Source organism: Paraburkholderia caballeronis (assembly GCF_900104845.1).
Taxonomy (GTDB): Bacteria; Pseudomonadota; Gammaproteobacteria; order Burkholderiales; family Burkholderiaceae; genus Paraburkholderia; species Paraburkholderia caballeronis.
On sequence record NZ_FNSR01000001.1, the window covers coordinates 1,154,828 to 1,166,745 of the forward strand.

An 11,918-nucleotide genomic window follows, 5' to 3' on the forward strand; every position below is an offset into this window, starting at 1 on the left:
CAGCGGGTTAGCTGCGCGGGTTAGCTGCTCCGGCCATTCCCCATCAGGTCGAACGCGGCTTCGATCTGCCGCGCGAACCGTGCGCCGTCCATCAGCGGCGAACGTTCGAGACGCGCGCGCAGGCTCTCGCGCAACGCCGCGAGCCGGTCCACGTCGCGCGCGAGCGCAACGGCGGTTTCGACGAACGCGGCGTCGTCGTGCGCGGCCAGTTCCAGCAGATCGAGATTCGCCAACTGGCTCAAGCCTGCGCGGCCGGCCGCGGTCCCGCCGACGCGCGTCACCACCGGCACGCCCATCCACAACGCGTCGAGGCTCGTCGTGTGGCCGTTATATGGAAACGTGTCGAGGCCGACGTCGATCGTGTGATAGGTCGCGAGGTAGGCCGCACGCGGGCGGAACGACACGAAGTCCACCCGCGCCGCGTCCAGCCCCTGTGCGTGCATGCGCTGCGCGATGCGCGCGCGGCTCGCGCCGGGCGGCACCATCAGCACCATCCGCGCGGCGGGGAGCGCATCGAACACGCCGGCCCACAATCGCAACGTGCGATCGGTCAGCTTGCAGGGGTTGTTCAGGCAGCCGAACGTGATCCGGCCCGTCGCCAGCGCGGGCAGCGCGTTCACCGCGGGGCCATCGGCCAGCGGCGCGTAGCACCAGAACGAATCGGCAAGGCGGAGCGAGCGTTCGCGGTAATGGCGGTCGCTTCCGGCCGGGTCGAGATGCGGGTCGGTCAGCCGGTAGTCGATCGACGCGAGCCCCGACGTGCCCGGATACGCAAGCCAACTCGCCTGCACCGGCGCGGGCCGGCGCGCGAACACGCCGAGGCGTCCGTCGGCCATGTGCATCGTCAGATCGACGAGGATGTCGATTCCATCGTCGCGGATCAGTTGCGCGACGCTCGCGTCGTCGAGGTCGCGCACGTCGCGCCACCGGTCGACATAACCGGCGAGCCGTCGCGTCATCGCGTCGGGGCGCGCGACGTTCGCATAACAGACGATCTCGAATCGCTCGCGGTCGTGATGCGCGAGCAGCGGCACGAGGAACAGCGCCTGGCAATGGTCGCGGAAGTCCGCGCCGACGTAGCCTACCCTCAGCCGCCGGCCGGATACGGACATCGGTCTTGCGGCAACGCGCGCATGAGCGTCGGGCTGCGACGCCAGCAGCGGCGCCTCGTGCTGCACCGACCAGTTCAGCGCCTCCGCGAGCACCGGGCCGGCCGTCTCCGACTGGAACCCGAGCGCATAAACGAGGTTGCTGTGCGCGACCACGTTCCGCGGATCGCTGGCGACGGCGCGACGGTAGCAGTCGATCGCGTCGTCGAGCGCGCCGCCGTCCTTCAGCACGTTGCCGAGATTGTTCAGCGTCGCCGAATGTCGCGGATCGTACGTGAGCGCGATCCGCAAATGCGCTTCCGCGTCGTCGTGCCGGCCGAGCACTCGCAGCAGGTTCGCCGCGTTGTTGCGCGCGGCGATGAAGTCCGGGCGCAGGCGCAATGCCGCGTCGAACGCATCGGCGGCCGCGCCGAATTCGCCAAGCCGCTTGCACACGCTGCCGAGGTTGTTGAACGCGTCCGCGTGCGCCGGATCGAGCGCGACCGCGCGCCGGAACTGTGCGGCCGATTCCGCATGGCGACCCGCGCCGTGCAGCGCGTTGCCGAGGTTGTACGCGGCTTGCGCGTCGTGCGGATCGAGTTCCGCCGCGCGCGCCAGCCATTGCGTGGCTTCGGCGAACGCCTGTCCGTCGCAGAGCGCGACGCCGAGATTGATCAGATTCGCGGTCGCTCGCGGATCGACGCGCACCGCGTCGCGCAGCAGCACAATCGCTTCATCGAGCCGGTCCTGTTCGCGCAGCAGCGTGCCGAGATTGGTGAGCGCGCTCGCGTGAGCAGGCTGCGCCGCGAGCGCGGCGCGATACGCGCGTTCGGCCGCGTCGGCCGCGCCGCTTTGCCGATGGCTGATGCCGAGGTTGTTCGCGGCGTCCGCGTGGGCCGGGTCGAGCGCAAGCGTCTGCGTATAGGCGTCGATCGCATTGGCGTGATCGCCGAGCGCCTGCAACGCGTTGCCGAGCGAGCAGTGCAGATCCGCCGACGCGGGATCGAGCGCGAGCGCCGCGCGGCATGCCGAGGCCGCGTCCGCGAAACGGTTCAGGCCGTGCAGCACCTGCGCGCGCACGAAGTGGCAGCGAAGGTCATCCGGCGCGGTCGCGAGCGCGTCGTCCAGTTGCGCCAACGCGCCGACGCCATTGCCGCATTGCCATTCGAGGATGCCAAGCCGGAAGCGGATCTCCGCGACGTCGAGGCCGTTGGCGAGCGCGGCTTCGTAAAGCGTTCGCGCGGTGTGCAGATCGCCGGCGAGATGGCGCGCGCGGGCTTCGGCGACGAGCGGGTTCGCCGTCACGCCGGCGCAACCGGTGACGAAAGCGGCGAAGCGAGCGGTGAATCCATGCGGCCGCCTCGTGCATCCAGCATCCGTTCGAACGCGGCGGCGATGCGCTCGATGAACGGGTTCTTGTGCGCAAGCGGCCCGTTGCGCGCTTCGCGGTGCGCGAGCATCGTCGCATTGGCCTCGAACACGAGCACCTGTTGCGCGGACGTGAGCGCGAAATCGAGTCCGCCGTAATCGAGGTCGAGCCCCCGGCCGATCTCGACGATCGCGTCCATCGCGCGTGCGCCGAGCGCCGCGCGCGGGTCGGCGAGAAAGCGCGTTTCTTCTTCGAGCTTCCAGCGGGTGTCGGTCATCTCCGCCGAGAAGTAGTGGACCATCCACTGCGGCGAGATCGCGAGGTGATACGCATACGGCTCGCGATCGACATAGATCACGCGGTACTTGCGGAAGTAGCCGTCGGCGCTGCGAAAGTCGTGATACGCGGTCAGGTAACACGGCGCATCGAGTGCGACGAGCGCGGGCCATAGCGTGTCGATCGACGCGTGCCGCGCAAGCTGCTCGCCGCCATGCACCGCGAGCGGCCGCATCAGCAGCGGGAACGTCACGTCATGCTGCGCGAGTTGCCGGGCGAGCGCGTCCGCGCTTGCGGGCTTCGCGTCGAGCCGGATGCAGCGCGGCACGATCGCGTCGCGCACCGGCGCGAGTTGCGTGGCGGTGCGATGACGAAACGTGCGCTCGATCGCATCGGGCGGATTGAGCACCGGACGTCCGCACCGGCGCGCGAAACGCGCGATGCGCGGCGACAACGGCTGCGCGATGTCCGGATCGCCGATCGCGTTGAACACCACGTCGTACGGCGGCAACCGCGCATCTTCCGCATCGTCCGCGTAGTCGATCGCATAACGGATGCGCGAGGTCGTCTCGAACGACAGCATCGCGTCGATCGGCACGTTGCCGGTCCCTTTGCCGACGCCGAGGATCAGCACGCGCCGCCGCTCGTCACGGACCGCCGGCTCGACGAACGCGCGCTGAAGCCGGTATGCGCGGTCGCGATGCGATAGCGCGCCGCGTTTGTCGCCTGCCGCTTCGAGCACGGCCGCGAGGTTCTGATGCGCGATCGCGAGATCGGGATGCACGCCGAGCGCGTGGAGATACCAGCGGATCGCGTCGTCGCGCCGGCCCTTGATCGCATAGACGGTCGCGACGTTGTACAGCACCAGTGCCATCTGTTCGGGCGGCGCATTGCCGAGCGCGGCGAGCGCCGCGAGCGCGAGCCGATGCGCGGTAAAACCCGCTTCGTCGCGCGCCGCGTGCGTCGCCTCGATCATCCGCGCATGCAGCGTCGCGTCGAGCGGCGCGGCGTCGAGTGCGCGCGACAGCCGTTCGATCGCATCGCTTTGCTGCTGCGTTTCCTGTTGAGGCGATCCATCGGACCTCGCGGACGCGTCGGGCGCGGGAGATTCGTCGGTGGGCGTCATCTGATGTCCTGGGCGGGTCGGATTCGGCGTCAAACCCGCTGCACGCTGAATTCGGTCAGCGTTTCGCACAGCGTTTCGACGGCTTCCGGCGTGACCGCGTTGTACAGCGACGCGCGCAATCCGCCGAGCGAGCGGTGGCCTTCGAGGCCGACGATCCCGCGTTCGCCGGCCGCGTCGACGAACGCGCGGTCGAGCCGTTCGTCGCCGAACGTGAATGCCGCGTTCATCCGCGAGCGCCACGGCAGCGCGGCATGCACGGCGACGGCGTCCCGCAGCGCGTCGAGCGTGCCGTACAGACGCTGCGCCTTCGTTTCGTTGATGCGCTGCATCGCCGCGAGTCCGCCAATGTCGTCGCGCAGCCAGCGCGTGACCAGCGTGAGCACGTAGATCGCGAACACCGGCGGCGTGTTGTAGTTCGAGCGATGGGCGATCTGCGTGCGCAGGTCGAGAATGTGCGGCAGGTCGCCGGGAATCCGCGCGAGCATCTCGCGGTCGATCAGCGCGACGGTGACGCCGGCCGGGCCGAGGTTCTTCTGCGCGTGCGCGTAGATCATCGCGAAGCGGTCGGCGGCGAGCGGCTTCGACAGGAAGTCCGACGACATGTCCGCGATGAGCGGCACCGACGGCGCGCGCGACGGCTCCGCGAACTGCAACCCTTCGACGGTCTCGTTCGTCACGTAATGCAGATACGCGGCATCGGCCGCGACGTCCAGCCGATCCAGCGCGGGCAGCTCGCGATAACCGCCGCGCTGTCCATCCCATGCGATCCGGCACGCGCGGACGCGGCCCGCTTCGGCCGTCGCGCGGCTGCTCCAGTAGCCCGAGTTCACGTATTCGGGCGGCGCATACGCATCCGTTGCGAAGTTCATCGGGATCGTCGCGAACAGCAGGCTGCTGCCGCCCTGCACGAACGTCACCGCGTAGCGGTCGGACAGGCCGAGCAGTTGCCGGATGTTGCGCTCGGCTTCGTCGAGGATCGCGCGGAACCAGTCCGACCGGTGGCTCATGCCGAGCACCGACAGCCCCGTTTCGGGCAGCGCGGCGATCGCGTCGCGCGTCTGGTTCAGCACGATGGGCGGCAGGGCTCCGGGGCCGCCGGAGAAGTTCAGGGCGTTGGGGGTCATCATCCGTGGGTCGAAAGCCGTCGGTCGGCCGCCGGACGTTCCGCGGACGAGGGAGAGGCGATCACGACAGGCTATCAACGGACGGCGCCGCGCAACGCGTGAAGCAAAGGGGTGAACCCATGCCTATTCCGGAACAAATGCCGGATGCGATGTATTTGGGACCCCGATATACGTCGTTTTCGTATAAAGCCGAAATAACGCGTAACTTTGGTAAGGACTTCGTTTGCGCGACAAGCCGTGCGTAAAGCCGGGCGGCGGGGTGTTTTCCCGTGCGCGGGCTTCTCACGGCAAGCGCGTCATTCGGCGGCGGACTGCGGCGCGCGTCCGTCCAGCCAGTTGCCGATGCCGTCGAGCACCTCCCGCTCGATGCCGAGGAAACCGTGCGGCGAGTGTCCGCCGCACTCGGCCTTCGCGTCGCCGCCGCCTTCGGTCGAATCGACCGCGACGAACGCGAAGTGATTGCGTTCGGCCAGCGCGCTGCCGCTCGCGAACGCGGACGCCGCGCAGCCGTCGTGCCGGTTCGCGACGACGAGCACGCGGGCCTTTGTGCCGTCCGCGTCGAGGCCCGACACGCCGGGCCTGCCGCGCTGCGAGACCGACACCGGCGAGGTCAGCACGTACGCGTCCGCGAGCGCCGGATCGCGTTGCAGCGCATTGCCGACCGACACGGTGCCGCGGCTCGTGCCGACGAGCGCGATCTTCGACGACGGGAAACGCTGCCGCAGCGCAGTGACGATCGCCTGGGTGTCCGCGAGCGATTCCTTGCCGAGCCGGAACAGGTCTTCGGAGCCGCTGGCGTGATCGGACGGCGTATCGACGAGCACCGCGGCGTTGCCGTGCCGGACCCAGTAGCCGGCGGAGCGGATCAGGAAGTTGCCCTTCAGCGAGGTTGGGCCGTCCGCGTTCAGATGCAGGTCGCCGTCGTTGCCGGCGAACAGCACGACGACCCATGGCGGGTTCGGCGTGGATGTTTCGACGTAGATCGGCTGCGTGACGCCGTCGCGGCTCGGCAGCGCGATCAGTTCGCCGGTCTGCGCGGCCGCGCCGTCGGCCAGGAGGAATCCCGTTGCGGACAACAGAATCGCGAGTGCGACCGTCGTGCGTTTCATTGTGATTGTCCTGTATCGGTCAGACGGCGATGGACGAAAAAAAGCACCTGCATCGCGGCAGGCGCCAGCATATAGCGTTTGTCGTCGCAGCGGCGGGTGAGCGCCGCTGAAGCGCCGGGCGCGGCGCTCGTCAGCGCGGCGTGCCCGGCGTGTCGCCGGAGGTCGAGAGCATCCGCTCCACGTAGCGCGCGATCAGATCGATCTCCAGATTGACTTGCTTGCCCGCCGCGAGATGCTTGAGCGTCGTGACCTCGACCGTATGCGGGATCAGGTTGATCGAAAACTCGCAGCCGTCCGCGCGGTCGTCCACCGAATTCACGGTGAGGCTCACGCCGTTCACCGTCACCGAACCCTTGTATGCGAGGTAACGGCCGATGTCGCGCGACGCGAGAATCCGCAGTTCGTGCGACTCGCCGACCGGCGCAAAACGCGTGACCGTGCCGAGCCCATCGACATGGCCCGACACGATATGGCCGCCGAGCCGGTCGTGCGCGCGCAGCGCCTTCTCCAGATTCACGTCGCCCAGCTCGCCGAGACCGACCGTGCGGTTCAGGCTCTCGCGCGACACGTCGACGTCGAACGTCGTCGCGGTCTTTTCGATCACGGTCATGCACGCGCCCTGGATCGCGATGCTGTCGCCCAGTTGCACGTCGTCGAGCCCGAGCGCGCCGGCCCCGACCGTCAGGCGGACGCCCGCGTCCGCATCGCCGCCGAGCGGGCGGACCGATTCGATGCGGCCCACGGCCGCGACGATTCCTGTAAACATCGTGCTGTCCCTTCAGTTCAGTGCGTTCGAAAAAGAGTCATCGCGCGGCGTTCGCCGCGGCGAAGCGGGCGAGGATGCGCAGATCGTCGCCGACGCGATCCACGCTATGGAACGTGAGCCGCGTGCGCGCGTCGAGCGACGCGGGCGCGGCGAGGTCGATCATCCCGAGCGCGTCGGTGCCGAGCAGCGACGGCGCAACGTAGATCAGCAGTTCGTCCACGCAGCCTTCGCGCAGCAGCGATCCGTTCAGCTTGTACCCGGCCTCGACGTGCAGTTCGTTTACGCCGCGCCGCGCGAGTTCGGCGAGCATCGCGGGCAGATCGACCTTGCCATGCTCGTTGCCGAGCGCGACCAGCTCCGCGCCGCGCGCGCGCAGCGCGTCGGCGCGCTCCGCCGCGCGTTCGTCGAGCGACGAGCAGAACACGAGCGTCGGCGCGCCCACGAGAATCTGCGCGTCCGGCGACACGTCGAGCCGGCTGTCGATCAGCACGCGCTTCGGCTGGCGCGGCGTATCGACCGCGCGCACGGTCATCCGCGGGTTGTCTTCCTTCACGGTGCCGATGCCGGTCAGGATCGCCGACGCGCGCGCGCGCCACGCATGGCCGTCCGCGCGCGCCGCGTCGCCGGTGATCCACTGGCTTTCGCCGGACGGCAGGCCGGTGCGTCCGTCGAGCGACGCGGCGATCTTCATCCGCACCCACGGCCGGTTGCGCGTCATCCGCGACACGAAGCCGATGTTCAGTTCGCGCGCCTCGTTCGCGAGCAGCCCGCAGCGCACCTCGATGCCCGCGTCGCGCAGCATCGCGAGCCCGCGTCCGGACACCTGCGGATTCGGGTCTTCCATCGCGGCGATCACGCGCGCGACCTTCGCTTCGATCAGCGCGTTCGCGCACGGCGGCGTGCGGCCGAAGTGGCTGCACGGTTCGAGCGTCACGTACGCGGTCGCGCCGCGCACGTCGTGGCCGCGCGAGCGCGCGTGCTTGAGCGCCTGGATTTCCGCATGGTCCTGGCCGGCCGGCTGCGTGAAGCCTTCGCCGATCACGGCGCCGTCCTTCACCAGCACGCAGCCGACGCGCGGATTCGGATCGGTCGTGTAAAGGCCGCGCACCGCGAGGGCGAGCGCACGTTCCATATGGACGAAATCGGTCTGCGAAAACATCGGGCTCTTCTGCTGATGACGGATTCGGAATGGGCCGCAATCGCGCGGCGAATGCCGCGCGACGCGGTGCGGCTTATTCGGCCTGCGCGGCGAACGCGCGACGGGCGGCCGCGATCGTTTCGTCGATCACCGCGTCGTCGTGCGCGCTCGACACGAAACCCGCTTCGTACGCGGACGGCGCGAAATAGACGCCCGCGTCGAGCATCCGGTGGAAGAACTGATTGAAGCCCGCGATGTCGCTTTTCGTCACGTCGGAGAAGCGCGCTGGCACGTTGTCCGCGAAATACAGGCCGAACATGCCGCCGACCGAATCGGCGACGAACGGCGCGTTCGCTTCGCGCGCCGCTTCGGTCAGGCCTTGCGCGAGGCGCGCGGTCTGCGCGCCGAGGCGCTCGTAGAAGCCGGGCGCCTGGATCAGTTGCAGCGTCTTGAGGCCGGCGGCGACGGCGATCGGGTTGCCCGACAACGTGCCGGCCTGATAGACCGCGCCGTTCGGCGCGAGATGATCCATGATGTCGCGGCGGCCGCCGAACGCCGCCGCCGGCATCCCGCCGCCGATCACCTTGCCGAGGCAGGTCAGGTCCGCCTCGATGCCGTACAGCTGCTGCGCGCCGCCGACCGCGACGCGGAACCCGCACATCACCTCGTCGAAAATCAGCACGCTGCCGTGCTTCGTGCACAGCCGGCGCAGCGCGCCGAGGAAGTCGGGCGAGCCCTTCACGAGATTCATGTTGCCGGCGACCGGCTCGACGATCACCGCGGCGATCTCGTCGCCGAACGCGTTGAACGCTTCCTCGATCGCTTCGACGTTGTTGTATTCGAGCACGGTCGTGTGTTTCGCGATGTCGACCGGCACGCCGGCGGACGTCGGGTTGCCGAACGTCAGCAGGCCGGAACCGGCCTTCACGAGCAGGCTGTCCGCGTGACCGTGATAGCAGCCTTCGAACTTGACGATCCGGTCGCGTTTCGTGAAGCCGCGCGCGAGGCGCAGCGCGCTCATCGTCGCCTCGGTGCCGCTCGACACCATCCGCACCTGCTCCATCGACGGCACGAGCTTGCAGATTTCCTCGGCGATCTCGATCTCGGCCTCGGTCGGCGCGCCGAACGAGAAGCCCTGCGACAGCACGCGCTCGACGGCCGCGAGCACGTCCGGATGCACGTGGCCGACGATCATCGGCCCCCACGAGCCGATGTAGTCGATATAACGCTTGCCGTCGGCGTCCCAGAAGTACGGGCCTTGCGCGCGCTCGATGAAGCGCGGCGTGCCGCCGACCGAACGGAACGCGCGGACCGGCGAGTTGACGCCGCCGGGGATGGTGCGCTGCGCGCGCTCGAAAAGAAGCTGGTTCCGGGACTGGGTGTTCGACATGAGGGACATGAGAGCAGGACCGTGAGTGATGACGCGCGGCGGGCGCTGCGGGCGCGGATGGACGGGCCAAACGGCGGGCGCGGGGCGCGGCGACGGGAGGTTTCGGCTGAAATTGTACCGGACTGGCGGGAATCGGGCCGGGGCGGCCGGAGCGGCGCGGGGGCGGGCGATGGGACGGTTCCGGGGCGTGCGTCGGGTGGGTTTGCCGCCAGAACGCCCTGGAAAAAGAACGCTCCGAACGCCGGGTTCCTCCAGCGGGGCGGCGTTTCGAACGTCAAGGCGTTCGGATGCGGCGCGCATCGAAGGGGACGCGTGCCGGAAACCCGAATCGTTGACGCGGGCAGGGCGGCCGCAGGCGCGACCCGACCGGCGGCCGGATCGACAACGGCCGGACCTGCCGGCGACGTCCACGCGGCCGTGCAGCCGTTCGCTACGCGCTGCGCGGCGCGCGTCTGTGTCGCGCTGGCGTTGGTGCAGATGCAGGTGCAGGTGCAGATGCCGGCGCGGGCGACTCCATCGCGGTTTGCTGCGTCAAGCCGCCGCCCGCGACCGGCAGCGCCGGCATCGGCCGTTTTCCGACCAGTTGCATCCAGCGTTTTTCCAGCGCGCCTTCGGCGATCGGCTTGATCGTCGTCCCCGAGCTTTGCGCGTCCCACGTCTGCACCGAGAACGGATGCACGCGCAGGTCGTCGCGCGCGATCACCACTTCGCGGTTCGCATCGACGAGCCAGTCGTACACGAAGTCGATGCACAGCCGGTAGCCGCGCTTGTACGTGGGGTCCGGCACCTCGTAGGGCGCGCGCGTCACGTAGCCGGAGCCGAACAGTCCGCGCGGCGCCGACGACACGCGATGCAGGAACACGCGGTCGCCGGGCAGGATGCCGCGCGCGAAGCCGCAGCCCCACGTGTCCGCGACCGCGTCGCCCGCGCTCACGCGCCGCGCGAAGTCGGGCAGTTCGGGCCACGGCCACTTCTTCGGGCTCCAGATCAGCAGAAAGGCGGTCATCGAGGTCGGCGGCGCGGGGCGTCGAAAGGGCAAAGCCCGCAGCTTACCCTGGCTGCGGCGGGCCGCGCGGCGTCCCGGCGCGTGCCGCGACGGGGAGGCGCGAGGCGCAGTCGGGCCGCCGGGCGTCGGGTACAATGCGACCCACTCATGGCCGCTTCGCGAGCGCCTCGCGAAGCGGCCGATAAACCGATTCAGATTCGGTTGCGCGAACATCGACCGCGCGGCCGGACGGCTTCCGCGGATTCCCGATGCCTCACTCGACCCGACGCCGGCCCGATGGCCGGCTGATCCTGTTGCTCGGCGCGCTCGCCGCCTGCGGCCCGCTCGCGACCGACATGTATCTGCCGAGCCTGCCGTCGATCGCGCAGTCGTTCGGCGTATCCGCTGCGGCCGCCGCCGCGACGCTGACGAGCTTCATGGCGGGTTTCTCGATCGGGATGCTGCTGTACGGCCCGGTGTCCGACGCCTACGGCCGCCGTCCGGTGCTGCTCGCGGGCGTCGCGCTCTTCATCGTCGCGAGCATCGCGTGCTGGCTGTCGTTCTCGATCGGCAACCTGATCGTGATGCGCTTCCTGCAGGCGCTCGGCGCGGGCGCGGCGTCGGTGCTCGCGCGTGCGATCGCGCGCGACGCGCACGAGCCGTCCGACGCCGCGAAGGTGCTGTCGATGGTCGCGCTCGTCACCTCGGTCGGCCCGCTGCTCGCGCCGCTGATCGGCGGGCAGTTGCTGCTGATCGGCGGCTGGCGCACGGTGTTCGTCGTGCTGACGCTGTTCGGCGTCGCGTGCGTGGTCGCCGCGTGGCTGCGCGTGCCGGAGACGTGGCCGCCCGAGAAGCGCGCGAGTTCGGCCGTGCTCAAGTCGTTCGCCGCGTATGGCCGGCTGCTGCGCGACCCGATCGTCTGGGGGCACATGCTGTGCGGCGGGATGGCGTTCGCGTCGATGTTCACGTATATCTCCGCGACGCCGTTCGTGTACATCCAGTATTTCCACGTGTCGCCGCAGCACTACGGGCTGTTCTTCGGGCTGAACGTGTTCGGCATCATGACCGGCAACTTCCTGAACACGCGTTTCGTCGGCCGGCTCGGCGCGCTGCGGCTCGTGTCGATTGCATCGACGATCAGCTGCGTCGCGTCGCTGTTCGTCGCGCTGATGTGCGTGACCGGGTGGGGCGGGCTGTGGTCGATCGTCGTCGGGCTGTTCTTCGTCGTCGCGGTGGTCGGCGTGCTGTCCGCGAACTGCGCGACCGACCTGATGTACCGCTATCCGCGTAACGCGGGCGCGGCCGCCGCCGTGTTCGGCGCAACGCAGCTCGGCCTCGGCGCGCTCGCGAGCGTCGCCGTCGGGCTGTGGCCCGGCATCTCGCCGGTCGGGATGGGCTGGACGATCGGCGTCTGCGGCGTGCTGTGCTACGTCGGCCGCATGATGGTCGTGCGCTGGCACGGCCGGCCCGCGCCGGGCGAAGCGAACGCGGTGTCGTCCTGACGGGCCTGCCTGTCGCTTGCGCGGTTCAGCCTGGCCGCGCTTCAA

Annotated in this window: 9 protein-coding genes; 1 reads left to right on the forward strand and 8 read right to left on the reverse strand. The window is 69.4% G+C overall.

The genetic code is table 11. The annotated features are described in order from the left end of the window. Positions 1-20: 20 nt before the first annotated feature. From BLV92_RS05150 to BLV92_RS05180, 8 genes are all read right to left on the reverse strand, one after another. Positions 21-2,393 (reverse strand): tetratricopeptide repeat protein, encoded by a 2,373-nt coding sequence (locus BLV92_RS05150; RefSeq protein WP_244283748.1) that lies wholly within the window; start codon positions 2,391-2,393, stop codon positions 21-23. Continuing rightward, positions 2,390-3,859 (reverse strand): ATP-grasp domain-containing protein, encoded by a 1,470-nt coding sequence (locus tag BLV92_RS32500; protein WP_244283749.1) that lies wholly within the window; start codon positions 3,857-3,859, stop codon positions 2,390-2,392. Before BLV92_RS32500 ends, BLV92_RS05150 begins: the two co-directional genes overlap by 4 nt. A 29-nt stretch (positions 3,860-3,888) precedes the next feature. Continuing rightward, positions 3,889-4,983 carry a 3-phosphoserine/phosphohydroxythreonine transaminase gene (gene serC, locus BLV92_RS05155; protein WP_090546837.1) on the reverse strand — a complete coding sequence of 365 codons (1,095 nt, stop codon included), beginning with the start codon at positions 4,981-4,983 and terminating at the stop codon, positions 3,889-3,891. A 296-nt stretch (positions 4,984-5,279) separates the two neighbouring features. Next, the gene (locus BLV92_RS05160; RefSeq protein ID WP_090542862.1) at positions 5,280-6,092 is read right to left on the reverse strand and encodes an alpha/beta hydrolase family protein; all 813 of its coding nucleotides are present in this window, start codon (positions 6,090-6,092) and stop codon (positions 5,280-5,282) included. 130 nt (positions 6,093-6,222) lie between these two features. After that, positions 6,223-6,858 (reverse strand): riboflavin synthase, encoded by a 636-nt coding sequence (locus BLV92_RS05165; protein ID WP_090542864.1) that lies wholly within the window; start codon positions 6,856-6,858, stop codon positions 6,223-6,225. 37 nt (positions 6,859-6,895) lie between these two features. Continuing rightward, positions 6,896-8,017, reverse strand: coding sequence for a bifunctional diaminohydroxyphosphoribosylaminopyrimidine deaminase/5-amino-6-(5-phosphoribosylamino)uracil reductase RibD (ribD, locus tag BLV92_RS05170; protein WP_090542865.1), 1,122 nt, complete (start codon positions 8,015-8,017; stop codon positions 6,896-6,898). A 73-nt stretch (positions 8,018-8,090) separates the two neighbouring features. Next, positions 8,091-9,386 carry a glutamate-1-semialdehyde 2,1-aminomutase gene (gene hemL, locus BLV92_RS05175; protein WP_090542867.1) on the reverse strand — a complete coding sequence of 432 codons (1,296 nt, stop codon included), beginning with the start codon at positions 9,384-9,386 and terminating at the stop codon, positions 8,091-8,093. Positions 9,387-9,816: 430 nt separating this feature from the next. Continuing rightward, a complete protein-coding gene (locus tag BLV92_RS05180) occupies positions 9,817-10,392 on the reverse strand; it encodes a hypothetical protein (RefSeq protein WP_090542869.1) in 576 nt (191 codons plus the stop codon). Positions 10,393-10,640: 248 nt separating this feature from the next. Between BLV92_RS05180 and BLV92_RS05185 the strand changes: the two genes are divergently transcribed. Then, the gene (locus BLV92_RS05185) at positions 10,641-11,873 is read left to right on the forward strand and encodes a Bcr/CflA family multidrug efflux MFS transporter (RefSeq protein ID WP_090542871.1); all 1,233 of its coding nucleotides are present in this window, start codon (positions 10,641-10,643) and stop codon (positions 11,871-11,873) included. The last annotated feature ends 45 nt before the right edge of the window (positions 11,874-11,918 follow it).

Bases quoted from the DNA above. Each gene is read 5' to 3' on its own strand.
- BLV92_RS32500 (WP_244283749.1), bottom strand. From the start codon at position 3,859: ATGACGCCCACCGACGAATCTCCCGCGCCCGACGCGTCCGCGAGGTCC.
- serC (WP_090546837.1), bottom strand. From the start codon at position 4,983: ATGACCCCCAACGCCCTGAACTTCTCCGGCGGCCCCGGAGCCCTGCCG.
- BLV92_RS05160 (WP_090542862.1), bottom strand. From the start codon at position 6,092: ATGAAACGCACGACGGTCGCACTCGCGATTCTGTTGTCCGCAACGGGA.
- BLV92_RS05165 (WP_090542864.1), bottom strand. From the start codon at position 6,858: ATGTTTACAGGAATCGTCGCGGCCGTGGGCCGCATCGAATCGGTCCGC.
- ribD (WP_090542865.1), bottom strand. From the start codon at position 8,017: ATGTTTTCGCAGACCGATTTCGTCCATATGGAACGTGCGCTCGCCCTC.
- hemL (WP_090542867.1), bottom strand. From the start codon at position 9,386: ATGTCGAACACCCAGTCCCGGAACCAGCTTCTTTTCGAGCGCGCGCAG.
- BLV92_RS05180 (WP_090542869.1), bottom strand. From the start codon at position 10,392: ATGACCGCCTTTCTGCTGATCTGGAGCCCGAAGAAGTGGCCGTGGCCC.
- BLV92_RS05185 (WP_090542871.1), top strand. From the start codon at position 10,641: ATGCCTCACTCGACCCGACGCCGGCCCGATGGCCGGCTGATCCTGTTG.